This window comes from Pseudomonas azotoformans (assembly GCF_900103345.1).
In the GTDB taxonomy this organism is placed as follows: Bacteria; Pseudomonadota; Gammaproteobacteria; order Pseudomonadales; family Pseudomonadaceae; genus Aquipseudomonas; species Aquipseudomonas azotoformans.
In genome coordinates, this window is the sequence record NZ_LT629702.1 from 6,702,463 (window position 1) to 6,727,286 (window position 24,824).

The 24,824-nt window shown below is 58.8% G+C and carries 18 protein-coding genes and 4 pseudogenes; 18 read left to right on the forward strand and 4 right to left on the reverse strand.

The genetic code is table 11. The features are described 5' to 3' along the window. Window positions 1-61: 61 nt before the first annotated feature. On the forward strand, window positions 62-373 hold the full coding sequence (locus tag BLR69_RS30535; protein WP_016972153.1) for a DUF485 domain-containing protein: 312 nt from the start codon (window positions 62-64) through the stop codon (window positions 371-373). Further along, window positions 370-2,028 (forward strand): cation acetate symporter, encoded by a 1,659-nt coding sequence (locus tag BLR69_RS30540; RefSeq protein WP_071496231.1) that lies wholly within the window; start codon window positions 370-372, stop codon window positions 2,026-2,028. The genes BLR69_RS30535 and BLR69_RS30540 overlap by 4 nt, the downstream gene beginning before the upstream one ends. A 248-nt stretch (window positions 2,029-2,276) precedes the next feature. Here the strand turns inward: BLR69_RS30540 and gltA are convergent, their stop codons facing one another. Further along, window positions 2,277-3,566 (reverse strand): citrate synthase, encoded by a 1,290-nt coding sequence (gene gltA, locus BLR69_RS30545; RefSeq protein WP_028615712.1) that lies wholly within the window; start codon window positions 3,564-3,566, stop codon window positions 2,277-2,279. A gap of 364 nt (window positions 3,567-3,930) precedes the next feature. Between gltA and sdhC the strand changes: the two genes are divergently transcribed. The 11 genes from sdhC (at window position 3,931) to BLR69_RS30600 (ending at window position 17,918) form a co-directional block, all read left to right on the forward strand. Next, a complete protein-coding gene (gene sdhC, locus BLR69_RS30550) occupies window positions 3,931-4,305 on the forward strand; it encodes a succinate dehydrogenase, cytochrome b556 subunit (RefSeq protein WP_003190005.1) in 375 nt (124 codons plus the stop codon). After that, window positions 4,299-4,667 (forward strand): succinate dehydrogenase, hydrophobic membrane anchor protein, encoded by a 369-nt coding sequence (gene sdhD / locus BLR69_RS30555; protein ID WP_003172805.1) that lies wholly within the window; start codon window positions 4,299-4,301, stop codon window positions 4,665-4,667. Before sdhC ends, sdhD begins: the two co-directional genes overlap by 7 nt. Before the next feature lie 3 nt (window positions 4,668-4,670). Then, the gene (sdhA, locus tag BLR69_RS30560) at window positions 4,671-6,443 is read left to right on the forward strand and encodes a succinate dehydrogenase flavoprotein subunit (protein ID WP_016979563.1); all 1,773 of its coding nucleotides are present in this window, start codon (window positions 4,671-4,673) and stop codon (window positions 6,441-6,443) included. Window positions 6,444-6,454: 11 nt separating this feature from the next. Next, window positions 6,455-7,159, forward strand: a complete 705-nt coding sequence (locus BLR69_RS30565) for a succinate dehydrogenase iron-sulfur subunit (RefSeq protein ID WP_003172807.1) — start codon at window positions 6,455-6,457, stop codon at window positions 7,157-7,159. A 262-nt stretch (window positions 7,160-7,421) separates the two neighbouring features. After that, window positions 7,422-10,253: a 2-oxoglutarate dehydrogenase E1 component gene (locus BLR69_RS30570; RefSeq protein WP_071496230.1), complete on the forward strand. Its 2,832-nt coding sequence runs from the start codon at window positions 7,422-7,424 to the stop codon at window positions 10,251-10,253. A 44-nt stretch (window positions 10,254-10,297) separates the two neighbouring features. Beyond that, window positions 10,298-11,518 (forward strand): 2-oxoglutarate dehydrogenase complex dihydrolipoyllysine-residue succinyltransferase, encoded by a 1,221-nt coding sequence (gene odhB / locus BLR69_RS30575; protein WP_071496229.1) that lies wholly within the window; start codon window positions 10,298-10,300, stop codon window positions 11,516-11,518. A 99-nt stretch (window positions 11,519-11,617) separates the two neighbouring features. Then, a complete protein-coding gene (gene lpdA / locus BLR69_RS30580; RefSeq protein ID WP_071496228.1) occupies window positions 11,618-13,054 on the forward strand; it encodes a dihydrolipoyl dehydrogenase in 1,437 nt (478 codons plus the stop codon). A 204-nt stretch (window positions 13,055-13,258) separates the two neighbouring features. After that, window positions 13,259-14,425 carry an ADP-forming succinate--CoA ligase subunit beta gene (sucC, locus tag BLR69_RS30585; RefSeq protein WP_003190011.1) on the forward strand — a complete coding sequence of 389 codons (1,167 nt, stop codon included), beginning with the start codon at window positions 13,259-13,261 and terminating at the stop codon, window positions 14,423-14,425. Continuing rightward, window positions 14,425-15,306, forward strand: coding sequence for a succinate--CoA ligase subunit alpha (sucD, locus tag BLR69_RS30590; RefSeq protein WP_071496227.1), 882 nt, complete (start codon window positions 14,425-14,427; stop codon window positions 15,304-15,306). Before sucC ends, sucD begins: the two co-directional genes overlap by 1 nt. A 418-nt stretch (window positions 15,307-15,724) precedes the next feature. Continuing rightward, complete coding sequence (brnQ, locus tag BLR69_RS30595) at window positions 15,725-17,038, forward strand: branched-chain amino acid transport system II carrier protein (RefSeq protein WP_071496226.1); 1,314 nt, start codon at window positions 15,725-15,727, stop codon at window positions 17,036-17,038. A gap of 142 nt (window positions 17,039-17,180) precedes the next feature. Further along, window positions 17,181-17,918, forward strand: coding sequence for a DUF599 domain-containing protein (locus BLR69_RS30600; protein ID WP_071496225.1), 738 nt, complete (start codon window positions 17,181-17,183; stop codon window positions 17,916-17,918). Window positions 17,919-18,010: 92 nt separating this feature from the next. Here the strand turns inward: BLR69_RS30600 and BLR69_RS30605 are convergent, their stop codons facing one another. After that, window positions 18,011-18,253 (reverse strand): hypothetical protein, encoded by a 243-nt coding sequence (locus BLR69_RS30605; protein WP_058427885.1) that lies wholly within the window; start codon window positions 18,251-18,253, stop codon window positions 18,011-18,013. A gap of 156 nt (window positions 18,254-18,409) precedes the next feature. On the opposite strand from BLR69_RS30605, the gene BLR69_RS30610 reads away from it, so the two are divergent. The 4 genes and pseudogenes from BLR69_RS30610 to BLR69_RS30625 all read left to right on the forward strand — a co-directional run bounded on the left by BLR69_RS30610 (window position 18,410) and on the right by BLR69_RS30625 (window position 22,250). Next, window positions 18,410-18,886, forward strand: a complete 477-nt coding sequence (locus BLR69_RS30610) for a PaaI family thioesterase (protein ID WP_071496224.1) — start codon at window positions 18,410-18,412, stop codon at window positions 18,884-18,886. Next, window positions 18,883-19,335, forward strand: a complete 453-nt coding sequence (locus BLR69_RS30615) for a PaaI family thioesterase (protein WP_071496223.1) — start codon at window positions 18,883-18,885, stop codon at window positions 19,333-19,335. The genes BLR69_RS30610 and BLR69_RS30615 overlap by 4 nt, the downstream gene beginning before the upstream one ends. Before the next feature lie 89 nt (window positions 19,336-19,424). Beyond that, window positions 19,425-21,329: a molecular chaperone HtpG gene (gene htpG, locus BLR69_RS30620; protein WP_071496324.1), complete on the forward strand. Its 1,905-nt coding sequence runs from the start codon at window positions 19,425-19,427 to the stop codon at window positions 21,327-21,329. A gap of 200 nt (window positions 21,330-21,529) precedes the next feature. Beyond that, window positions 21,530-22,250, forward strand: a pseudogene (locus BLR69_RS30625) (dienelactone hydrolase family protein). Between the two features lie 97 nt (window positions 22,251-22,347). Here the strand turns inward: BLR69_RS30625 and BLR69_RS30630 are convergent. Next, window positions 22,348-23,213: pseudogene (locus tag BLR69_RS30630) on the reverse strand (pirin family protein). Between the two features lie 81 nt (window positions 23,214-23,294). Continuing rightward, window positions 23,295-23,690: pseudogene (locus BLR69_RS30635) on the reverse strand (OsmC family protein); the annotation flags it as partial. Between the two features lie 145 nt (window positions 23,691-23,835). Between BLR69_RS30635 and BLR69_RS30640 the strand changes: the two are divergent. Next, a pseudogene (locus tag BLR69_RS30640) lies at window positions 23,836-24,824 on the forward strand (amidohydrolase family protein); the annotation flags it as partial.

A 24,824-nucleotide genomic window follows, 5' to 3' on the forward strand; every position in this document is an offset into this window, starting at 1 on the left:
GCAGCCGCATACAGTGGATACGTTCCAATAATAAAAAAGCTGTGCTGCGAGGATAAAAACAATGAACGACAGCATTTACCTCTCGATTCAAAACAGCCCGCGTTTCAAGGAGCTGGTGAGAAAAAGGGAAAGGTTCGCCTGGATTCTCTCGGCGATCATGCTAGGGCTTTACTCCGCTTTCATCCTGTTGATCGCCTACGGGCCACAAGTACTGGGGGCCAAGCTCAGCCCCGGTTCGTCGATTACCTGGGGCATTCCCCTGGGAGTCGGGCTGATTGTGTCTGCCTTCATCCTGACCGGCATCTACGTGCGCCGGGCCAATGGCGAGTTTGACGACCTGAACAATGCGATTCTCAAGGAGGCTGCGCAATGATCGGTCGTCTACTGGCAATATTCGGCGCTTCACTCTTTGCTCCGGCCGTCTGGGCGGCAGACGCATTGACCGGTGAAGTGCACAAGCAGCCCCTGAACATATCGGCCATCGTGATGTTTATCGCGTTTGTCGGTGCGACCCTGTGCATCACCTACTGGGCCTCCAAGCGCAACAAATCGGCAGCTGACTACTATGCGGCCGGCGGCAAGATCACCGGTTTCCAGAACGGCCTGGCAATTGCCGGCGACTATATGTCGGCGGCGTCCTTCCTGGGGATTTCCGCACTGGTCTATACCTCCGGTTATGACGGCCTGATCTACTCGATCGGCTTCCTGGTGGGCTGGCCGATCATTCTGTTCCTGATCGCCGAGCGCCTGCGTAACCTGGGCAAGTACACTTTTGCCGACGTGGCGTCCTATCGCCTGGGCCAGACCCAGATCCGCAGCCTCTCGGCCTGTGGCTCGCTGGTGGTGGTGGCGTTCTACCTGATCGCGCAGATGGTGGGCGCGGGCAAGCTGATCCAGCTGTTGTTCGGCCTGGATTACCACGTAGCGGTGATCCTGGTGGGTATCCTGATGTGCATGTACGTGCTGTTCGGCGGCATGCTGGCGACCACCTGGGTGCAGATCATCAAGGCGGTGCTGTTGCTGTCCGGTGCCTCGTTCATGGCGCTGATGGTAATGAAGCACGTCAACTTCGACTTTAACGCGCTGTTCTCTGAGGCGATCAAGGTTCACCCTAAAGGTGAAGCGATCATGAGCCCCGGCGGGCTGGTGAAAGACCCGATCTCGGCATTCTCCCTGGGCCTGGCACTGATGTTCGGTACCGCCGGCCTGCCGCACATCCTGATGCGCTTCTTCACCGTGAGCGACGCCAAGGAAGCGCGCAAGAGCGTGCTGTATGCAACTGGCTTTATCGGCTACTTCTACATCCTGACCTTCATCATCGGCTTCGGCGCGATCCTGCTGGTGAGCACCAACCCGGCGTTCAAGGATGCGGCTGGCGCCTTGCTCGGCGGTAACAACATGGCGGCAGTGCACCTGGCCAACGCAGTGGGTGGCAGTATCTTCCTGGGCTTCATCTCGGCCGTGGCCTTTGCCACCATCCTCGCGGTGGTTGCCGGCTTGACCCTGGCCGGTGCGTCGGCGGTGTCCCATGACCTGTATGCCAGTGTGATCAAGAAAGGCAAGGCCAACGATAAGGATGAGATTCGCGTCTCGAAGATCACCACCATCGCGTTGGGCGTATTGGCAATCGGTCTGGGTATCCTGTTCGAAAGCCAGAACATCGCGTTCATGGTCGGCCTGGCGTTCTCCATTGCCGCCAGCTGTAACTTCCCGGTGCTGCTGCTTTCCATGTACTGGAAAAACCTCACCACCCGTGGCGCGATGATCGGCGGCTGGCTGGGCCTGGTCAGTGCGGTTGGTCTGATGATCCTGGGTCCAACCATCTGGGTATCGATCCTGCACCACGAAAAAGCCATCTTCCCGTACGAATACCCGGCGCTGTTCTCGATGATCATTGCGTTCGTCGGCATCTGGTTCTTCTCCATCACCGACAAGTCGGCGGCGGCAGAGAAAGAGCGTGCGCTGTACTTCCCGCAGTTTGTGCGTTCGCAGACTGGCCTGGGGGCGAGTGGGGCGGTGAATCACTAAGGTTGTAGCTGGATAGAGAAATGCCCCGGTCGAAAGGCTGGGGTATTTTTTTGTCTGGGGTTCTGCGTTATGGGTACTCGCGTCATCGGGGGCAAGCCCCCTCCCACATTTGACTGTATTCACAAATAGACATGTGTAAACCGAGCCCGGTGTGGGAGGGGGCTTGCCCCCGATTGCGGTCGACCAGTCGTCACGAACAAAAACGGCCTCCACTAGGGGAGGCCGTTTTCGGTGCAGCTAAGCGATGCTTACTTGCGATCTTCCAGCTGGGTGATGTCACGCGACTCGTAGCCGGTGTACAGCTGGCGCGGGCGGCCAATCTTGTACGGGCTGGAGAGCATTTCTTTCCAGTGGGAGATCCAGCCCACGGTCCGCGCCAGGGCGAAGATCACGGTGAACATGCTGGTTGGAATGCCGATCGCCTTGAGGATGATCCCCGAGTAGAAGTCGACGTTCGGGTACAGCGAGCGTTCGATGAAGTACGGGTCGGTCAGGGCGATCTCTTCCAGGCGCATGGCCAGTTCGAGTTGCGGATCGTTCTTGATGCCCAGTTCCTTCAACACTTCGTCGCAGGTCTGCTTCATCACGGTGGCACGCGGGTCGCGGTTCTTGTAGACGCGGTGACCGAAGCCCATCAGCTTGAACGGATCGTTCTTGTCCTTGGCCTTGGCGATGAATTTGTCGATGTTCGAGACATCGCCGATTTCATCGAGCATGGTCAGCACGGCTTCGTTCGCACCGCCGTGGGCAGGGCCCCACAGTGCGGCGATACCGGCGGCAATACAGGCGAACGGGTTGGCACCCGAAGAGCCGGCCAGACGCACGGTAGAGGTGGAGGCGTTCTGCTCGTGGTCGGCGTGGAGGATAAAGATCCGGTCCATGGCCTTGGCCAGTGTCGGGCTGATCGGTTTGATCTCGCACGGCGTGTTGAACATCATGTGCAGGAAGTTTTCCGCATACGTCAGGTCGTTGCGCGGGTACATCATGGGTTGGCCCATGGAGTACTTGTAAACCATTGCGGCCAGGGTCGGCATCTTGGCAACCAGGCGGATCGCGGAGATTTCGCGATGCTGCGGGTTATTGATGTCGAGAGAGTCGTGATAGAAGGCCGACAGGGCGCCGACCACGCCGCACATGACCGCCATCGGGTGGGCGTCGCGACGGAAGCCGTTGAAGAAGGTCTTCAACTGCTCGTGAACCATGGTGTGGTTCTTCACGGTACTGACGAACTGGGCTTTTTGCTCGGCTGTTGGCAATTCGCCATTTAGCAGCAGGTAGCAGGTTTCCAGGTAGTCCGACTTCTCGGCTAGTTGCTCGATCGGGTAGCCGCGATGCAGCAAAATGCCATTATCACCATCGATATAGGTGATCTTCGACTCGCAAGAGGCGGTCGACATGAAGCCTGGGTCGAATGTGAAACGGCCCGTGGCCGTCAGGCCCCGTACGTCGATAACATCGGGACCAACGGTGCCGGTTAAAATGGGCAGCTCGACGGGGGCTGCGCCCTCGATGATCAACTGCGCTTTTTTGTCAGCCATGTGGCCTCCTATTTATGCTTCAAATCATCAGACAGACCCCCCACGCAGGGCCCGCACCACTATATTGATATAAATCCAGATGTCAATTTGCCTAAAGTCTTGCGCCAGAAGGCTTTAACCGTACTTTTTCCTCGAAATTGGCTGCCATTTACGCCTTTTATTCCCCCAGCGCAATCCGCTATTAGGGTGAGGAGTGCGCGTTGTCATTAGTAACCTAACTGTCTATACTCGGCCACCGACCGCCAAGGGCTTTTGGGCTTGCTTTCATTGGGGGTCGCACTCCCTGGGTGGTGCTTACCTGACCAGTGCACTCCCCAACAACTTTGCCCTGATTGTTAGGGGCTCTTCAGTGTGAAAAAAAGCCGTGAATAGCCAACGACCTGTAAACCTAGACCTAAGGACCATCAAACTCCCCATCACCGGCGTTACGTCGTTCCTGCACCGTGTTTCCGGCATCATCCTGTTCCTGGGCTTGGGCATCATGCTTTATGCATTGAGCAAATCCCTGGGTTCCGAGGAAGGATACGCCGAGGTGAAGGCATGCTTGACCAGCCCGCTGGCCAAGTTCGTAGCATGGGGCCTCCTGTCTTCTCTTCTGTATCACCTGGTAGCCGGTGTGCGCCACTTGATCATGGACATGGGCATCGGTGAGACGCTGGAAGGCGGCCGCCTGGGCTCGAAAATCATCATCGCCATTTCCGTGGTGCTGATCGTTCTGGCAGGAGTTTGGATATGGTAACCAGCGTTACGAATCTGTCGCGTTCGGGCCTCTATGACTGGATGGCACAGCGTGTGTCTGCGGTCGTTCTCGCGGCTTATTTCATTTTCCTGATCGGATACCTCGTCGCAAATCCGGGCATTGGCTATGAGCAATGGCACGGCCTGTTTTCCCACAATGCGATGCGAATCTTCAGTCTGCTGGCCCTTGTTGCCCTGGGCGCACACGCCTGGGTAGGCATGTGGACCATCGCGACCGACTACCTGACGCCGATGGCGCTGGGCAAGTCCGCGACTGCAGTACGTTTTCTCTTCCAGGCAGTCTGCGGCGTCGCGATGTTCGCTTACTTCGTCTGGGGTGTGCAGATTCTTTGGGGTATCTGATTCATGGCTAACATTCCAACTATTTCATTCGACGCCATCATTATTGGTGGCGGCGGTGCTGGCATGCGCGCTGCGCTGCAGCTGGCCCAGGGCGGTCACAAGACTGCCGTGATCACCAAGGTGTTCCCGACCCGTTCCCACACCGTATCGGCCCAGGGCGGCATCACCTGCGCCATCGCGTCCGCGGACCCGAACGATGACTGGCGCTGGCACATGTACGATACCGTCAAGGGTTCCGACTACATCGGTGACCAGGACGCTATCGAATACATGTGTCAGGAAGGCCCGGCTGCGGTGTTCGAGCTGGACCACATGGGTCTGCCGTTCTCCCGTACCGAGCAAGGTCGTATCTACCAGCGTCCGTTCGGCGGTCAGTCGAAGGATTACGGTAAGGGCGGGCAGGCTGCCCGTACCTGCGCCGCGTCCGACCGTACCGGTCACGCGCTGCTGCATACCCTTTATCAGGGCAACCTGAAAGCCGGCACTACGTTCCTGAACGAGTACTACGCGGTCGATCTGGTCAAGAACGCACAAGGCGAGTTCGTCGGTGTGATCGCGATCTGCATCGAAACCGGCGAAACCACCTACATCCGCGCCAAGGCTACCGTGCTGGCGACCGGCGGTGCAGGTCGTATCTACGCGTCCACCACCAATGCCCTGATCAACACCGGTGACGGCGTCGGCATGGCACTGCGTGCAGGCGTTCCGGTACAAGACATCGAAATGTGGCAGTTCCACCCGACTGGTATCGCCGGCGCCGGTGTACTGGTGACCGAAGGTTGCCGTGGTGAAGGTGGTTACCTGATCAACAAGCACGGCGAGCGTTTCATGGAGCGTTATGCGCCGAACGCGAAAGACCTGGCCGGTCGTGACGTTGTGGCTCGTTCGATGGTTAAAGAGATCATCGCCGGCAACGGCTGTGGCCCGAATGGCGACCACGTACTGCTGAAGCTCGATCACCTGGGTGAAGAAGTACTGCACAGCCGCCTGCCAGGTATCTGCGAGCTGTCCAAGACGTTTGCTCACGTTGACCCGGTAGTTGCCCCGGTTCCGGTTGTTCCGACTTGCCACTATATGATGGGCGGCGTGCCGACCAACATCCATGGCCAGGCGATCACCCAGAACGCTGAAGGCCAGGATGAAATCATCCACGGTCTGTTCGCCGTAGGCGAAGTGGCCTGCGTATCGGTTCACGGTGCCAACCGCCTGGGCGGCAACTCGCTGCTCGACCTGGTGGTCTTCGGCCGTGCTGCTGGCCTGCACCTGGAAAAAGCGCTGACCGACGGCATCGAATACGATGACGCCACCGACGCCAACATTGAGGCTGCACTGGCCCGTCTGAACGCTCTGAACGAGCGCACTGATGGCGAAGACGTGGCAACCCTGCGTCGCGAGCTGCAAAGCTGCATGCAGAACTACTTCGGTGTGTTCCGTACCGGCGAATACATGCAGAAGGGTATTGCCCAGCTGGCCGATCTGCGCAAGCGTATCGCCAACGTCAAGATCAACGATAAGAGCCAGGCGTTCAACACCGCTCGTATCGAAGCCCTTGAGCTGCAGAACCTGCTGGAAGTGGCCGAAGCGACTGCAATCGCTGCCGAGGTTCGTAAGGAATCCCGTGGTGCCCACGCCCGTGAAGACTTTGAAGATCGCGACGACGAAAACTGGTTGTGCCACACCCTGTACTTCCCGGGTGACAAGCGCGTGACCAAGCGTGCCGTGAACTTCTCGCCGAAGACGGTTCCGACGTTTGAACCGAAGATTCGGACTTACTAAGGGTGGCTGCCATGTTGAAAGTCAGTGTTTATCGCTACAACCCTGATCAGGACGCTGCGCCGTTCATGCAGGAATTCCAGGTCGATACCGGTGGTAAAGACCTGATGGTGCTGGATGTACTGGCACTGATCAAAGAGCAGGACGAAGGTTTCTCCTATCGTCGCTCTTGCCGTGAAGGTGTGTGCGGTTCCGACGGCATGAACATCAACGGCAAAAACGGCCTGGCGTGCATCACGCCGCTGTCCGCCGTGGTCAAAGGCAACAAGCTGATCGTTCGTCCTCTGCCAGGTTTGCCGGTTATCCGTGACCTGGTCGTCGATATGAGCATCTTCTACAAGCAATACGAGAAAGTTAAGCCGTTCCTGCAGAACGACACGCCGGCTCCGGCCATCGAGCGTCTGCAGTCCCCGGAAGAGCGCGAGAAGCTCGACGGTCTGTACGAGTGCATCCTGTGCGCTTGCTGCTCGACGTCGTGCCCGTCCTTCTGGTGGAACCCGGACAAGTTCCTGGGTCCAGCTGCTCTGCTGCAAGCGTACCGCTTCCTGGCAGACAGCCGTGACACCAAGACGTCCGAGCGTCTGGCTTCGCTGGATGACCCGTTCAGCGTATTCCGCTGCCGCGGGATCATGAACTGCGTCAACGTATGTCCCAAAGGCCTGAACCCGACTAAGGCCATTGGTCACATCCGTAACATGCTGCTGCAGAGCGGCGTGTAACTGACGTTGTAGTAAAGGCAGGACCGTTGTGCCCGTAAATGCTACGGCGCAGGCTTCAACCGGCGCCGTAGTTTTAACTTGAGCAGCGACTTACAAAGCCGCGGCTCTTATTTTGAAGAAATGAGACAAGCAGGGGCATTCGGGTTGGTACCCGAACTATCAGCGTGATCCTAAGTGGCTTGTTTTGGTCGCTGCACTTGGCCTTTTGCAAGCAAACTCGGTGTTTTCGCCGGTGGTGTCCCCAAATCGAGGGTGACCAAGCATGCAAGAAAGCGTGATGCAGCGCATGTGGAACAGCGGCTATCTTTCAGGTGGTAACGCTGCCTATGTGGAAGAGCTTTATGAGCTCTACCTGCACGACCCTAACGCTGTGCCAGAAGAATGGCGCACCAAATTTCAGACGTTGTCTTCAGACGGCAACGCTGCCACCGATGTATCGCACGCAACAATTCGCGATCAGTTTGTGCTGCTGGCAAAGAACCAGCGCCGCGCCCAACCGGTTTCCGCCGGCAGCGTGAGCAGTGAGCACGAGAAGAAGCAAGTTGAAGTATTGCGACTGATCCAGGCCTACCGGATGCGCGGCCACCAGGCGGCCCAGCTTGACCCGCTGGGGCTCTGGCAGCGTCCTGCACCTGCTGACCTGTCGATCAATCATTACGGCTTGACCAATGCCGATCTTGATACGACCTTCCGTGCCGGCGACCTGTTCATCGGCAAAGAGGAAGCGAGCCTACGCGAAATTCACGAAGCGTTGCAGCAGACATATTGCCGCACCATTGGCGCTGAGTTCACGCACATCACCGATTCCGAGCAACGCCACTGGTTCCAGCATCGCCTGGAAGGCGTGCGTGGTCGTCCGGTGCTGTCCGCCGACGTACGCAGCCACCTGCTCGAGCGCGTCACCGCTGCCGAAGGCCTGGAAAAATACCTGGGTACCAAATACCCGGGCACCAAGCGTTTCGGCCTGGAAGGCGGCGAAAGCCTGATCCCGATGCTCGACGAGCTGATCCAGCGTTCCGGTTCCTACGGCACCAAGGAAATCGTGATCGGCATGGCCCACCGTGGTCGCCTGAACGTGTTGGTCAACACCTTCGGCAAGAACCCGCGTGAGCTGTTCGACGAGTTCGAAGGCAAGAAGAAAGTTGAACTGGGTTCCGGTGACGTTAAATACCACCAGGGCTTCTCGTCCAACGTGATGACCACCGGCGGTGAAGTTCACCTGGCCATGGCCTTCAACCCATCCCACCTGGAAATCGTTTCTCCAGTGGTCGAGGGTTCGGTCCGTGCGCGCCAGGATCGCCGTAACGACACCACCGGTGAAAAGGTTCTGCCGATTTCCATCCACGGTGACGCGGCATTCGCCGGTCAAGGCGTGGTCCTGGAAACCTTCCAGATGTCGCAGACCCGCGGCTTCAAGACCGGCGGTACTGTTCACATCGTCATCAACAACCAGGTTGGCTTCACCATCAGCAACCCGCTGGATGCGCGCTCCACCGAGTACGCCACCGACGTTGCCAAGATGATCCAGGCGCCGATCCTCCATGTGAATGGCGATGATCCGGAAGCCGTGCTGTTCGTGACCCAACTGGCTGTCGACTACCGCATGCAGTTCAAGCGTGACGTGGTGATCGACCTGGTCTGCTACCGCCGTCGCGGTCACAACGAAGCCGACGAACCAAGCGGCACCCAGCCGTTGATGTACCAGCAGATCACCAAGCAGCGCACCACCCGTGAGCTGTACGCCGAAAGCCTGACCAAGGCCGGCGTGGTTGACGATGCACGTGTTCAGGCGAAGATCGATGAATACCGCAACGCGCTGGACAACGGTCTGCACGTAGTGAAAAGCCTGGTCAAAGAGCCGAACAAAGAGCTGTTCGTCGACTGGCGTCCGTACCTGGGTCACACCTGGACCGCGCGTCACGACACCTCGTTCGATCTGAAAACCCTGCAGGAACTGTCGGCCAAGCTGCTGGAAATTCCGGAAGGCTTCGTGGTTCAGCGCCAGGTAGCGAAGATCTACGAAGACCGTCAGAAGATGCAAGCCGGCGGCCTGCCGATCAACTGGGGTTACGCCGAAACCATGGCGTACGCGACCCTGGCGTTCGAAGGTCACCCGATCCGCATGACCGGCCAGGACATCGGCCGTGGTACGTTCTCGCACCGTCACGCGGTTCTGCACAACCAGAAAGACGCTGGCACCTATGTGCCGCTCAAGCACCTGTACGAAGGCCAGCCACGTTTCGACCTGTACGACTCGTTCCTGTCCGAAGAGGCCGTACTGGCGTTCGAATACGGTTACTCGACCACCACGCCGAACGCGCTGGTGATCTGGGAAGCCCAGTTCGGCGACTTCGCCAACGGTGCCCAAGTGGTTATCGACCAGTTCATCACCAGCGGCGAGCACAAGTGGGGTCGCCTGTGCGGTCTGACCATGCTGTTGCCACACGGTTATGAAGGCCAGGGTCCTGAGCACTCCTCGGCCCGTCTGGAGCGTTACCTGCAGCTTTGCGCCGAGCACAACATCCAGGTGTGCGTGCCGACGACCCCGGCCCAGATCTACCACTTGCTGCGTCGCCAGGTGATCCGTCCGCTGCGCAAGCCGCTGGTAGTGCTGACACCGAAGTCGCTGCTGCGTCATAAATTGGCCATCTCGACCCTGGAAGATCTGGCTGATGGTTCGTTCCAGACCGTTATTCCAGAAATCGACACGCTGGACGCGGCCAAGGTGACTCGCCTGGTCCTGTGCAGCGGCAAGGTCTACTACGACCTGCTGGAAAAACGTCGTGCCGAAGGCCGCGAAGACATCGCCATCGTGCGTATCGAGCAGCTTTACCCGTTCCCGGAAGACGACCTGATGGAGGCCATTGCGCCTTACACCAACCTCACTAACGTGGTGTGGTGCCAGGAAGAACCGATGAACCAGGGCGCGTGGTACAGCAGCCAGCATCACCTGCGTCGCAGCATCGGCAACCACAACAAGGCCCTGGGCCTGGAATATGCCGGCCGTGATGCTTCCGCTGCACCTGCGTGTGGTTACGCGTCGATGCACGCCGAGCAGCAGGAAAAACTGCTGCAAGATGCTTTCACTGTTTAACGCCTTCGCGCTGACTGAAACCGAATTTTAAGGACCCACAGATAATGGCTATCGAAATCAAAGCCCCGTCATTCCCGGAATCGGTTGCCGATGGCACCGTTGCCACCTGGCACAAGAAACCAGGCGACGCTGTAAAGCGTGACGACCTGATCGTCGACATCGAAACCGACAAAGTCGTGCTGGAAGTGTTGGCCGAAGCTGACGGCGTGCTGGGCGCAATCGTTGCCGAAGAAGGCGCTACCGTTCTGTCGAACCAGGTACTGGGCTCGATCGAAGAGGGCAGTGCTGCTGCCGCTGCTCCTGCTGCTGCACCGGCCGCCGCCGCTGCTCCTGCTGCCGCTCCGGCTGCGGGCGCTGAAGACCCGATCGCTGCTCCGGCTGCCCGTCAGCTGGCTGAAGAGAACGGTATCAACCTGGCTTCCGTCAAAGGCACCGGCAAAGACGGCCGTGTGACCAAGGAAGACGTGGTTGCTGCGGTTGAAGCCAAGAAAAACGCTCCGGCTGCCGCACCTGCCAAGGCTGCTGCTCCGGCTGCTGCTGCGCCTGTGTTCGCCGCCGGCGACCGCACCGAGAAGCGCGTTCCGATGACCCGCGTACGTGCCACCGTGGCCAAGCGTCTGGTTGAAGCCCAATCGAACATGGCGATGCTGACCACCTTCAACGAAGTCGACATGACCGAAGTCATGGCTCTGCGTTCGAAGTACAAGGATCTGTTCGAGAAGTCCCACAACGGCGTGCGCCTGGGCTTCATGTCCTTCTTCGTGAAAGCGGCCACCGAAGCGCTGAAACGCTTCCCGGCAGTCAACGCTTCCATCGACGGCAACGACATCGTTTACCATGGCTACGCAGACGTCGGCGTTGCCGTGTCCAGCGACCGTGGCCTGGTGGTTCCTGTACTGCGTAACGCCGAGCTGATGAGCCTGGCTGAAATCGAAGGCGGCATCGCCACTTTTGGCAAGAAAGCCCGTGACGGCAAGCTGACCATCGACGAGATGACCGGCGGTACCTTCACCATCACCAACGGTGGTACCTTCGGTTCGATGATGTCGACCCCGATCGTCAACCCGCCACAAGCCGCGATCCTGGGCATGCACAACATCATCCAGCGTCCTATGGCCATCAACGGCCAGGTCGTGATCCGCCCGATGATGTACCTGGCGCTGTCTTACGATCACCGCCTGATCGATGGTAAAGAAGCCGTGACTTTCCTGGTGACCATCAAGAACCTGCTGGAAGACCCGGCTCGTCTGTTGCTGGATATCTGATTGAAGCAGCTGCAAGTTGCGAGCTACAAGCTGTAAGAAAAAGCAGCTTGGCTTGCAGCTTGCGGCTAAAAGCTTGTCGCAAATAGAGGATCTATTTTCATGACACAGAAATTTGACGTCGTAGTGATTGGTGCAGGTCCTGGCGGCTACGTTGCCGCTATCAAGGCCGCACAACTGGGCCTCTCGACTGCTTGCATCGAAAAATACACCGACAAGGAAGGCAAACTGGCGCTGGGCGGTACTTGCCTGAACGTCGGTTGCATTCCTTCCAAGGCGCTGCTGGACAGCTCCTGGAAATTCCACGAAGCCCAGGACGGTTTCGCGATCCACGGCATCAACCACGCTGGCGTGACCATGGACGTGCCAGCAATGGTCGGCCGTAAAGCCAACATCGTTAAAGGCCTGACCTCCGGCGTTGCCACCTTGTTCAAGGCCAACGGCGTGACTTCCCTGCAAGGCCACGGCAAGCTGCTGGCCGGCAAGAAAGTTGAAATCACCAAGCCAGACGGTTCGACCGAAATCATCGAAGCCGAAAACGTGATCCTGGCTCCAGGTTCGCGCCCAATCGATATTCCACCTGCTCCAGTCGACAACAACGTGATCGTTGATTCGACCGGCGCCCTGGAATTCCAATCGGTTCCAAAACGTCTGGGCGTGATCGGCGCCGGCGTGATCGGCCTTGAACTGGGTTCGGTATGGTCCCGTCTGGGTGCTGAAGTGACTGTGCTGGAAGCCCTGGACACGTTCCTGCTGGCTGCCGACACTGCCGTTTCCAAGGAAGCGCTGAAAACCCTGACCAAACAAGGTCTGGACATCAAGCTGGGCGCTCGCGTCACCGGCTCGAAAGTCAACGGCGAAGAAGTTGTGGTCAACTACACCGACAAGGATGGCGAAAAAACCATCACTTTCGACAAGCTGATCGTAGCCGTTGGTCGCCGTCCAGTGACCACCGACCTGCTGGCCGCTGACAGCGGCGTGACCCTCGACGAGCGCGGCTACGTGCATGTTGACGATCACTGCGCGACCACCGTGCCTGGCGTGTACGCCATCGGCGACGTGGTGCGCGGCATGATGCTGGCGCACAAGGCTTCCGAAGAAGGCATCATGGTTGTCGAGCGCATCAAGGGTCACAAAACCCAGATGAACTACGACCTGATCCCATCGGTTATCTACACCCACCCGGAAATTGCATGGGTCGGCAAGAACGAACAGCAGTTGAAAGCTGAAGGCGTTGAAGTTAACGTCGGCACCTTCCCGTTTGCCGCTTCTGGCCGTGCCATGGCAGCCAACGACACCGGTGGTTTTGTCAAAGTCATCGCTGATGCCAAGACTGACCGCGTATTGGGCGTCCACGTGATTGGCCCGAGCGCTGCAGAACTGGTTCAGCAAGGCGCAATCGGTATGGAATTCGGCACCAGTGCCGAGGACCTGGGCATGATGGTCTTCTCCCATCCGACCCTGTCCGAAGCGTTGCACGAAGCAGCGTTGGCAGTGAATGGCGGCGCCATCCACATCGCCAACCGCAAGAAGCGCTAAGCGAGATAATAAGAAACCACGGCGGAGTTGCCCGTCGTGAGCCTTGCGCGCAAGACTCACCGCGGAATATCCGCTGGACGCAGCCTTGCGCAGCTTTACGGGCCTTGAGCCCCGCAAGTTGCGCAAGCAGCAGTCACAGGTGGCGCGGCACTCATAATGAGCGCAGCGCCGAATGCGCAGTACCTAACGAAGACGGTAAAAAGCATGAATCTTCACGAGTATCAGGGTAAGCAGCTGTTCGCTGAATACGGCCTGCCAGTTTCCAAGGGCTACGCAGTAGACACCCCGGAAGCAGCAGCAGAAGCTTGCGACAAAATCGGCGGCAGCGAGTGGGTTGTCAAAGCCCAGGTCCACGCCGGTGGTCGCGGTAAAGCGGGCGGCGTTAAGCTGGTTCGCAGCAAAGAAGACGCCAAGGCCTTCGCACAGCAGTGGCTGGGCAAGCGTCTGGTGACTTACCAGACTGATGCCAATGGCCAGCCAGTCACCAAGATCCTGGTTGAATCGTGCACTGATATCGCTAAAGAGCTGTACCTGGGCGCTGTCGTTGACCGTTCGAGCCGTCGCATCGTGTTCATGGCTTCCACCGAAGGTGGCGTGGACATCGAGAAGATCGCTCACGAAACCCCAGAAAAAATTCTGAAAGCCACTATCGATCCACTGGTTGGCGCTCAGCCGTTCCAGGGTCGTGAGCTGGCTTTCCAGCTGGGCCTGGAAGGCAAGCAAGTTGCCCAGTTCGCCAAGATCTTCGTCGGTCTGGCCAAACTGTTCCAGGATCACGATCTGGCCCTGCTGGAAGTGAACCCGCTGGTGATCAAGGCTGACGGCGATCTGCACTGCCTGGACGCCAAGATCAACATCGACGCCAACGCCATGTACCGTCAGCCTAAGCTGAAGACTTTCCACGATCCGTCGCAAGACGATCCGCGGGAAGCGCACGCTGCCAAGTTCGAACTGAACTACGTAGCCCTGGAAGGCAACATCGGCTGCATGGTCAACGGTGCCGGCCTGGCCATGGGTACCATGGACATCGTCAACCTGCATGGCGGCAAACCAGCCAACTTCCTCGACGTGGGCGGTGGTGCTACCAAAGAACGCGTGACCGAAGCGTTCAAGATCATCCTGTCCGACTCCAACGTCGCTGCAGTACTGGTCAACATCTTCGGCGGCATCGTTCGTTGCGACATGATTGCCGAAGGCATCATCGGTGCAGTGAAAGAAGTCGGCGTTAAAATCCCGGTTGTTGTTCGCCTTGAAGGTAACAACGCTGAACTGGGCGCTAAAGTACTGGCAGAAAGCGGTTTGAACATCATCGCGGCTACCAGCCTGACCGACGCTGCTCAACAAGTTGTCAAAGCTGCGGAGGGCAAATAATGAGCGTCCTGATCAATAAAGACACCAAAGTTATCTGCCAGGGTATTACCGGTTCGCAAGGTAGTTTCCACACCCAGCAAGCCATCGAATACGGCACCAAGATGGTTGGCGGCGTAACGCCAGGCAAAGGCGGCACCGAGCACCTGGGCCTGCCAGTGTTCAACACCGTGAAAGACGCTGTAGCTGCCACTGGCGCCACCGCCAGCGTGATCTACGTTCCAGCTCCTTTCTGCAAGGACTCCATCCTGGAAGCGGCATTCGGCGGCATCAAGCTGATCGTCTGCATCACCGAAGGCATTCCTACCCTGGACATGCTGGACGCTAAAGTTAAGTGCGACGAACTGGGTGTTACCCTGATCGGCCCTAACTGCCCAGGCGTGATCACTCCAGGCGAATGCAAGATCGGCATCATGCCAGGTCACATTCACTTGCCAGGCAAAGTCGGTATCGTTTCCCGTTCCGGCACCCTGACCTACGAAGCTGTGAAGCAGACCACTGACGCCGGTTTCGGTCAGTCGACTTGCGTCGGCATCGGCGGTGACCCGATCCCAGGCTCCAACTTCATCGACATCCTGAAGCTGTTCCAGGAAGACCCGAAGACCGAAGCGATCGTGATGATCGGTGAGATCGGCGGTTCGGCTGAAGAAGAAGCGGCTGCCTACATCAAGGCCCACGTAACCAAGCCGGTTGTTTCCTACATCGCTGGTGTGACTGCCCCTGCGGGCAAGCGCATGGGCCATGCTGGCGCAATCATCTCTGGCGGCAAAGGCACTGCAGACGAGAAATTCGCTGCGCTGCAAGACGCAGGCGTTAAAACCGTGCGTTCGCTGGCAGACATCGGCAAGGCCCTGGCCGAGCTGACCGGTTGGGCTGTCAAGTAAGCTCCATGCTTAGTTGACGCCGTACCAACACAAAGGCCACCTTCGGGTGGCCTTTGTGCGTTCTGCAGGTTGCTGAAGATCAAAATGTGGGAGCGGGCTTGCTCGCGAATGCGGTGTATCAGTTGATGCATTCAGTGCTGACCCACCGCATTCGCGAGCAAGCCCGCTCCCACATTCGATTGCATTTCAATATTTAGATATGAAAACGCGACATTTGAATGTCGCTTATCGGACAGTACGCCCCGCAACAGTGCGTTCGTCAGCCAATTTCTGTAACCTAGCCGCCTCTTTATGCGTGTGCATCCCAAAAGGAAGCCTCGCGCTAGACCGGTCGGCCGCCATAAGGGCCGGCAGCATTTCCCTCATCCATAGGGAATCCCTCTCTAAATTCCGATTCAGTAGTGTGGTATTTCCTCAAATGAAAGTGTTGAAAAGCCAGGACATCCTGGCGCTGGGCTTTATGACTTTTGCCCTGTTCGTGGGTGCCGGCAACATCATCTTCCCGCCTATCGTTGGTTTGCAGTCCGGGCCTCATGTCTGGATGGCAGCGTTGGGCTTCCTGATCACCGCCGTGGGTTTGCCGGTGGTCACCGTGATCGCCCTGGCCAAGGTCGGTGGTGGCATGGACGCGTTGAGCAGCCCGATCGGCAAGATCGCCGGTGGCCTGCTGGCGGCGGCGGCGTATCTGGCGGTAGGGCCGCTGTTCGCTACCCCGCGTACCGCGACCGTGTCCTTCGAAGTGGGCCTGGCGCCGCTGACCGGCGAAAGCCCGCTGGCGCTGTTCCTCTACAGCTCGGTGTACTTCCTGGTGGTGTTCTTTGTCTCCCTGTACCCAGGTCGGCTGCTGGACACGGTGGGGCGTTTCCTCGCACCGTTGAAGATCATCGCCCTGGCCATCCTCGGTATTGCCGCGTTTGCCTTGCCGGCCGGTGACGTGGGCGTCGCTACCCCGGAATACGTAGCCGCACCGTTTTCCCAAGGCTTTATCCAGGGTTACCTGACCATGGATACCCTGGGCGCGCTGGTGTTCGGTATCGTGATCGTCAACGCGATTCGCTCCCGTGGCGTCGAATCGCCCAAGCTGATCACCCGTTACGCAATCATCGCTGGATTGATCGCGGGCGTCGGCCTGGCCCTGGTGTACTTCAGCCTGTTCCGCCTGGGTTCGGGCAGCCATGCCGTGGCTGCCGGTGCCACTAACGGTGCTGCGGTGCTGCACGCCTATGTGCAACACACCTTTGGCTCCCTGGGCAGCGGCTTCCTGGCTGTGCTGATTTCCCTGGCGTGCCTGGTGACCGCGGTGGGCCTGACCTGTGCCTGCGCCGAGTACTTCAGCAAAATCCTGCCGCTGTCCTACAAGACCCTGGTGGTGATCCTGGCGCTGTTCTCGTTGTTCGTGTCGAACCTGGGCCTGACCAAGCTGATTGCCTTCTCGATCCCGGTGCTGACCGCGATCTACCCGCCGTGCATCGTGCTGGTGGCGCTGAGTTTCTGCAAAGACTTCTGGCAGGAGCAGGGGCGTATCGTTGGCCCGGTGATGCTGGTGTCGTTCATCTTTGGCTGCATCGATGCGCTCAAGGGCGCTGGCTTGGCGGGCTGGATGCCTTCGCCACTGGCGAACCTGCCATTGAGCGAGCAGGGTCTGGCGTGGCTGGTGCCGTCAGTGATGACGCTGGTCGTGGCGTTCGGGGTTGATCGGATGCTCGGCAAGCGCAGCGAAGCTATCGCATAAACCCCTGTTTCCCGCTGTACTGAAATGCCCCGTATCAATCGATATGGGGCTTTTTTTATGGGTGAACGGCAGTGTCTTTTTCTGTGCACTAACGTCGAACTGACGCAAAAGCGTTTCAGCCCTCTTTCTGCAAAGGACCCGCATGTCGTTCATCGAAACCAATCAGATCCACCTGCTTGCCGCCCTGTGGTTCGCCCTTTGCTGGGGCGGCTATACCCGATACGCCATTTGGAAGGCCCGTGACACGGCCTGCCTCGCCAGCGTGCTGCACCTGTACCGCGAAGACTGGATGCGCCGCATGCTGCTGCGCGACAACCGCATCGCCGACGCCAGTGTGATCGGCAACCTTGAGCGCAACGCTTCGTTCTTCGCCTCCAGCACGCTGATCATCCTCGCCGGCATTCTCACAGTGTTGGGTGCTTCAGAGCGGGCGGTGTCGTTGCTGGCGGACATACCGATGGTGCAACAGGCGTCCCAAGGCATGTCGGAGATCAAGCTGCTGTGCCTGGCACTGGTGTTCGTCTATGCGTTTTTCACGTTCAGTTGGTGCATGCGCCAGTACAACTTCGCGGCGGTGCTGGTCGGCTCGGCGCCGATGATCGGCGAGCGGGACGTGTCGGAGCAGGAGCGCAAGGCATTTGCTCTACGTGCGGCGCGAGTCATCTCCATGGCCGCCAACCAGTTCAACTTAGGCCTGCGTTCTTATTATTTCGGCATGACCATGCTGGCGTGGTTTGTCAGCCCCTGGCTATTCATGTTGATGAGTGCTGGGGTGGTGTTGGTGCTGTATCGGCGGGAGTTTCATTCCGACGTGCTGCAAGTGATGGTGTTTACCCAGACGGATACGCCGCTGTCGGAACCGGTTAAAGACGCGGTTTGATCAAACCCTCAGGTAAAAAAACACCAGACAAAGTAAAGCCCGCTATCTAAGCGGGCTTTCTTTTTGCGGCGAAGCTACTTCAAACCGCGGTCTCAAGAACCGGTAGCAGGTGCTGCTTCTTTTGCGGCGGCCTGGTTCGATTCAGCCTGAGCTTTGGCAGCTTCGGCGTTTTCTTTCGCCGCGTCGTTCACTTTATCCTGAGCCTTGGCCATATCTTTCTGAGCTTGCTCAGAATGGGCTGCAGCGTCTTGGGCTTTGTCTTCGGATTTCTTGTCGCAGGCAGCCAGGCCGAGGGCAGCGGCCAGCATCATGGAAATAGCTAAAGTCTTGCGCATGGGTGTTTCTCCTTATTGAAGATATCTACTGGCCTTTCGAGCATGGCGGTTCGGCATTAGTTCCTTTTATTCGGTAGATATATAAATCGCTGACTAACAGGAACTTTTGCCCTGTCGACCATTCTGCGGATCAACACTAATAAGAGTCTGGAACGAATGACCGAAAATCCCCTGTTAGAGCGTGCGACACGCTTTGTTTCGGCCTTGCGCCACTGTCAGGTGCTGGGCATTACCGCTCATCAGGCCAGCGAGGAGGGCATCACGCTGATCATGCCGTATGCGCCCCATCTGGTCGGCGATCCCCAATCGGGGGTGATTCACGGTGGCGCGCTGACCTCCCTGATGGACACCGCCTGCGGCATGGCCACCCTGTGCGTATTGCCGGAATTTGAGGTGTGCCCGACCCTCGACCTGCGCGTCGACTACATGCATCCCGCTACCCCACACAAACCGGTGTACGGCTTCGCCCAATGCTACCGGGTGACCACCGACGTGATCTTCACCCGTGGCTTCGCCTACCAGGATGACCCGCAGCAACCCATCGCCCATGTCGTCGGTACATTCATGCGCATGGGCAAACGCCTCAAGGGCACACAAGGACTGGGCAGCACGATCAAGGGAGAGCAGGCATGACGCACCGATTCAAGACCCGCCTGGAGCAGGCCCACGGGCGCGGCGATTACGCAGCGCTGCTCAACCTGATCCCCTACGCCAAGCTGATCGGCATCGAATGCACCCGGCTGGGGGATGAGCTGCTGTTTCGCCTGCCGGCCAACAAGGACAATATTGGTAACCCGATATTGCCGGCGCTGCACGGCGGGGTGATCGCAGGCTTCATGGAGCTGTCGGCGGCGCTGCACCTGCTGGTGTTCACGGGTTCGCCGGGCATCCCGAAAATCATCGACTTTTCCCTGGATTACCTGCGCACCGGTCAATTTCGCGACACCTACGCCAAATGCCAAGTATGGCGCCAGGGCCGGCGGGTGGCGAACGTAGCGATCACCGCCTGGCAGAGCACGGCGGCAGAGCCCATCGCCACGGCCCGCGCGCATTTTAAGATCGAGGAACCAGGCCACCCTTGAAATCCTGGTCTTAGCCCCCAACTTTGATGACAACCCGCCGCTAACCCTCTAGGGCGCGGCCACTGCCATCCAATTGGAGTTTGATGACCATGAGTGTGGAAACTCAAAAGGAAACCCTGGGCTTCCAGACCGAGGTGAAGCAACTGCTGCACCTCATGATCCATTCGCTGTATTCCAACAAGGAAATCTTCCTTCGCGAATTGATCTCGAACGCCTCTGACGCTGTCGACAAATTACGTTTCGAAGCCCTGTCCAAGCCTGAGTTGCTGGAAGGTGGCGCCGAACTGAAGATCCGCGTGAGCTTCGACAAGGACGCCAAGACCGTCACGATCGAAGACAACGGTATCGGTATGAGCCGTGACGATGCGATCGCCCACCTGGGCACCATCGCCAAGTCCGGCACCGCCGATTTCATGAAAAACCTCTCGGGCGACCAGAAGAAAGATTCGCACCTGATCGGTCAATTCGGCGTGGGCTTCTATTCGGCCTTTATCGTTGCCGACCAGGTTGAAGTGTTCAGCCGCCGTGCCGGCCTCGATGCCAGCGAAGGCGTGCACTGGTCCTCCAAAGGCGAGGGCGAATTCGAGATCGCCACCGTCGACAAGGCTGACCGTGGTACCCGTATCGTCCTGCACCTGAAGTCCGGTGAAGACGAATTCGCCGATGGCTGGCGCCTGCGCAACATCGTCAAGAAATACTCCGACCACATCGCTCTGCCGATCGAACTGCCGAAAGAGCAAGCGGCAGCCGAAGGCGAAGACGCGCCTGCCCAGGAATGGGAAGTGGTCAACCGCGCCAGCGCGCTGTGGACCCGTCCGCGTACCGAGATCAAGGACGAGGAATACCAGGAGTTCTACAAGCACATCGGTCACGACTACGAAAACCCGCTGAGCTGGAGCCACAACAAGGTCGAAGGCAAGCTGGAGTACAGCTCGCTGCTCTACGTACCGGCCCGTGCTCCGTTTGACCTGTACCAGCGTGAAGCGCCGAAAGGCCTGAAGCTCTACGTACAGCGCGTGTTCGTGATGGACCAGGCGGAATCGTTCCTGCCGCTGTACCTGCGCTTCATCAAGGGTGTGGTCGACTCCAACGATCTGTCGCTGAACGTGTCGCGGGAAATCCTGCAGAAAGACCCGATCATCGATTCCATGAAGTCGGCGCTGACCAAGCGCGTGCTCGACATGCTGGAAAAGCTGGCGAAGAACGAGCCCGAGCAATACAAGGGCTTCTGGAAAAACTTCGGCCAGGTCATGAAAGAAGGCCCGGCGGAAGATTTCGCCAACAAGGAAAAAATCGCCGGCCTGCTGCGTTTTGCCTCGACGCACGAAGAGGGCGGCGAGCAGGTGGTCTCTTTGGCCGAGTACCTGGCCCGCGCCAAGGAGGGTCAGGACAAGATCTACTACCTCACCGGCGAAACCTACGCGCAGGTCAAGAACAGCCCGCACCTGGAAGTCTTCCGCAAGAAAGGCATCGAAGTGCTGCTGCTGACCGACCGTATCGATGAGTGGCTGATGAGCTACCTCAACGAGTTCGACGGCAAATCCTTCGTCGACGTGGCCCGTGGTGACCTGGACCTGGGTAACCTGGACTCCGAAGAAGAGAAGAAAGAAGCCGAGGAAGTCGCCAAGTCCAAAGAAGGCCTGGTCGAGCGGATCAAGGCGTCCCTGGGCGATGCAGTCAGCGAAGTGCGCGTGTCGCACCGCCTGACCGACTCCCCGGCGATCCTGGCCATCGGCGAGCAGGACCTGGGCATGCAGATGCGCCAGATCCTCGAAGCCAGCGGGCAGAAGGTTCCGGATTCCAAGCCGATCTTCGAATTCAACCCGGCTCACCCGCTGATCGAGAAACTCGACGGTGAGCAGAGCGAAGAGCGTTTTGGCGACCTGTCGCACATCCTCTTCGACCAGGCAGCCCTGGCCGCCGGCGACAGCCTGAAGGACCCGGCCGCTTATGTGCGCCGCCTGAACAAGCTGTTGGTTGAACTGTCGGTTTGACCCTGCTGTAGAAAAACCCGCTTCGGCGGGTTTTTTCGTTCTAACGCTTCACTGTAGGAGCGAGCTTGCTCGCGAAGAACGTCAACGATAACGCGCCGATCCTGGATACATGCGGTGCCCTTGAGTTTTTCGCGAGCAAGCTCGCTCCTACAGGGGGCAGGTTGCGACGAATTGATAGTGCACCTCAACTGGAGTAAATGATGAGCCAAGTCACTGTACGTTCCGTGGTCTATCAGATTGATGGCCAGTCCTACGAAAGCCGCCTGGCGTTCGATGCCAGCCACAAGGGCCGTTGCCGGGGTTGTTGATGGCGCCGAACTGGATGGGCGTGAGTGCGGGTGCCGAAGAGATCGCCAAAAGCGTGGCCGGCAAAGGCTACGTGGTGCTGATCGCCGACTTGTACGGGCAGACCGTGCGTCCGTCGAATGGTGATGAAGCCGGCGCTGCGATGATGCCGTTGAAGAATGACAACCCGAAGCTGCTCAAACTCATGCAAGCGGCGTTTGAGCAACTGCAGGGCCAGGCCGAGGTGGATACCTCGAAGCTTGCGACCTTCGGCTTCTGTTTTGGCGGCTTCTGCTCGCTGGAACTGGCGCGGACCGGTGCACCGTTGAAGGCAGCCGTCTCGTTCCACGGCACCATCGACACCCAGAACCCGGACGGCGCCAAGCACATCAAGGTTCAGTATTGGTCCTGCACGGTGCTTCCGACCCATTGGTGCCGAAGGCGCAACTGCCGGCATTCGAAGATGAAATGAACGCGGCCGGCGTGGATTGGCAATTGCTGAGCTATGGCGGCGCGGTGCATTCCTTCACCGACCCCCATGCGAATGTGCCGGGCAAGATGATGTACGACGCCAAGACCGCCACGCGCGCGTTCCAGTCGATGCACAACTTGCTGGATGAAGTGTTCAAGGGCTGATTCTTCAGCGCCTGTCCGGGCCTAATCGGGGGCAAGCCCCCTCCCACACTTGGATGCAATCACTGATCAAATGTGGGAGGGGGCTTGCCCCCGATGGCTATCTCACTGGCAACTCAATCCTTTCAGACTCCCCCGGCACCGTCGGCCAATCCCCGGCCGCCCAGCGCTGCCTGGCCTGCTCGATCACCGCCGGGTCACTCGCGACAAAATTCCAGTTGATCCGCCGTGGCCCATCCAGCGGCGCGCCGCCAAATACCACCAAGTGGCAATCACTGTCCGAAAACAACGTCATCTCCTGCCCGGCCGGCAATACCACCAGGCTGTGCACTTCAAGCGCCTCGCCGTCCAACTGGGCGTCACCCGCCAGCACATACACCGCGCGTTCCTCATGCTCATCCGGAATCAGCAGGGTTGTGGCCGTTTGCATCTGCACCTCGGCATACAAGGTGGGCGACAGCACCGGCACCGGTGACTTGAGGCAGAACCGTTGCCCGCGATCAGGCGTATCTGCACGCCCAGGTTGTCACTCACCGGCAGACTCGCCGCCGGGTGATGGCTGTAATGCCCCGGCCCCGTCTCGTGGTCTTTGGGTGATGCCAACCATACTTGCAGCCCATGCAGGCTGAAACCACTGGCCTTGAGCGCCTCGGGTGTGCGTTCGACGTGGGCAATCGCGCTGCCGGCGGTCATCCAGCTCACATCACCCGCCTGCACAACCTGGTCCGAGCCAGGCTGTCCTTGTGCTGCAGCGCGCCCTCAAACAGGTACGTGAGGGTCGACAGCCCGATATGCGGGTGTTGACGGATATTCATGCCGTGACCCGGCGCGTAGCGGGTCAGCAGCATATGGTCGAAAAATACAAAAGGCCCGACGCTGCGGCATTCCCGCGACGGCAGCGGGCCGCAGGATCGGTTGGCCTTCGACGTCTTCGGGGCGAGGGCGGATCACGGTGAGGGTGGTCATGGTGCGTCCCAGTCTGAGCGGGTTGGATGCTGCTGAGCATAACCCGCTCCACGGGAGGTTGCCGCTATTGGCTGAAGGCGCCTCCGACAGTTTGGTGTCGATGCTGATCTCGGCGGTGGTCATCAGCTTGTGCACCGGGCAGCGATCCGCACGCGGTGCAGCTCATCGCGCTGGTCGTCGGTGAGCACGCCTTGAGGGTGAGCTTGACGTTGAGTGTGTATTTGCCCTTTTGCTCTTCGGCGGCGTCATGGGTGACCTCCACGGTCAGCCGGTGAGGGGGATACCTTTTTTCTGGGCGTAGAGCTTGAGGGTCAGGGCTTTGCACGAGGCCAGGGCGGCGTCGAAGTAGTCATGGGGGGAGGGCGCTGAATCGTCGCCGCCGAGGCTCTTGGGCAGGTCGGTGAACAACTCATGGTTGTTGATGTTGAGGCTGTGGCGAAAGTTGTCCTGGTTCAGGGTGTTTACGGTAACAGGCATGGCAAACCTCACAGGGTGGCAGGATGAAGGTCATGCAGTTATAGAGCATGCTGGCACTTCGATGTTCCGCGTTTTTTGCCGGATGAACCCTGGCAAGGCGTTCAAGGTCTACCCGTATCAGCCCCTATCGAGGTGTTAACGTGCCCTGGACTCGCCTGACCCTTGCCCTGTTGTTCGCCGCGGCAGCCTTGCCGCGCAGGCCCGCGACTATGCCTACAGCGATGCGCACCTGCATTACGTGGATTTCTTCCAGGAAACGGCGGGCATGGACAAGCTGCTCAAGGCCATGGCCGACAACCGCATCGAGCATGTAATGATTTCCGGCATTCCGGTCGCGAAGAAATGGCACGAGGATGAACCCAAGCGCCCGCGCTATTACGCCGGTGATGACGCCGATGCCTATTGGTACAGCGCGACCGATGTGATCGTGGCCGCAGCGGTCAACAAACTGACCCTGAGCAACGCGAGCATTTTCATCCGTTCCTGTCCGGCTTCAACCCCAACGACAAGAACTCGGACGCCCATATCCAACGTATGCTCGATCTCAACCAGGGCTGTGGCAGGGCATCGGCGAGGTCTTTACCGTCATGACGACCTCACGGCCATCACCGCCGGCGACACACCACGGGCCAATAACGAAGCCATGACCGCATTTATCACCTGGCGGCAGAAAATGACCTGCCGGTGATGCTGCACTCCAATATCACCTCCAAACGCGAGCGCAACCCGCTGTACCTGGCTGAAGTCGAAGAGCCACTGCGCAACCATCCGCACACCGCTTTATCTGGGCCCATGCTGGCACCAGCAAGGAAATCCACCGTCACCAGGTGCAGATGGACTTTTTGCTGCCCACCTTGAGCCGCATGCTGGAGGCGTATCCCAACCTGTACATCGACCTGTCCTGGAGCATGCTTACGCCGTATTTGCTGGATGACAGAGGCCATCCTCGTCCGGAGTGGGTAACGCTGGTGGAGCGTTTCCCGGAGCGGTTCATGCTGGGCTCTGACGTCGTCGGGCGCTTCAACAAGCTGGGTAAGGAAATGCGTCGCTTCGAGCCTTTCCTCGATGCACTGCCTGAGGACGTTGCGCACAAAAGTGGCACGCGACAATTTCTTGGCCATCTTGCCTAAAGCC

Bases quoted from the DNA above. Each gene is read 5' to 3' on its own strand.
- BLR69_RS30605 (WP_058427885.1), bottom strand. From the start codon at position 18,253: ATGCGCAAGACTTTAGCTATTTCCATGATGCTGGCCGCTGCCCTCGGC.
- sucC (WP_003190011.1), top strand. From the start codon at position 13,259: ATGAATCTTCACGAGTATCAGGGTAAGCAGCTGTTCGCTGAATACGGC.
- BLR69_RS30610 (WP_071496224.1), top strand. From the start codon at position 18,410: ATGACCGAAAATCCCCTGTTAGAGCGTGCGACACGCTTTGTTTCGGCC.
- BLR69_RS30615 (WP_071496223.1), top strand. From the start codon at position 18,883: ATGACGCACCGATTCAAGACCCGCCTGGAGCAGGCCCACGGGCGCGGC.
- BLR69_RS30535 (WP_016972153.1), top strand. From the start codon at position 62: ATGAACGACAGCATTTACCTCTCGATTCAAAACAGCCCGCGTTTCAAG.
- sucD (WP_071496227.1), top strand. From the start codon at position 14,425: ATGAGCGTCCTGATCAATAAAGACACCAAAGTTATCTGCCAGGGTATT.
- BLR69_RS30570 (WP_071496230.1), top strand. From the start codon at position 7,422: ATGCAAGAAAGCGTGATGCAGCGCATGTGGAACAGCGGCTATCTTTCA.
- BLR69_RS30600 (WP_071496225.1), top strand. From the start codon at position 17,181: ATGTCGTTCATCGAAACCAATCAGATCCACCTGCTTGCCGCCCTGTGG.
- htpG (WP_071496324.1), top strand. From the start codon at position 19,425: ATGAGTGTGGAAACTCAAAAGGAAACCCTGGGCTTCCAGACCGAGGTG.
- odhB (WP_071496229.1), top strand. From the start codon at position 10,298: ATGGCTATCGAAATCAAAGCCCCGTCATTCCCGGAATCGGTTGCCGAT.
- sdhD (WP_003172805.1), top strand. From the start codon at position 4,299: ATGGTAACCAGCGTTACGAATCTGTCGCGTTCGGGCCTCTATGACTGG.
- BLR69_RS30565 (WP_003172807.1), top strand. From the start codon at position 6,455: ATGTTGAAAGTCAGTGTTTATCGCTACAACCCTGATCAGGACGCTGCG.
- sdhA (WP_016979563.1), top strand. From the start codon at position 4,671: ATGGCTAACATTCCAACTATTTCATTCGACGCCATCATTATTGGTGGC.
- brnQ (WP_071496226.1), top strand. From the start codon at position 15,725: ATGAAAGTGTTGAAAAGCCAGGACATCCTGGCGCTGGGCTTTATGACT.
- gltA (WP_028615712.1), bottom strand. From the start codon at position 3,566: ATGGCTGACAAAAAAGCGCAGTTGATCATCGAGGGCGCAGCCCCCGTC.
- lpdA (WP_071496228.1), top strand. From the start codon at position 11,618: ATGACACAGAAATTTGACGTCGTAGTGATTGGTGCAGGTCCTGGCGGC.
- BLR69_RS30540 (WP_071496231.1), top strand. From the start codon at position 370: ATGATCGGTCGTCTACTGGCAATATTCGGCGCTTCACTCTTTGCTCCG.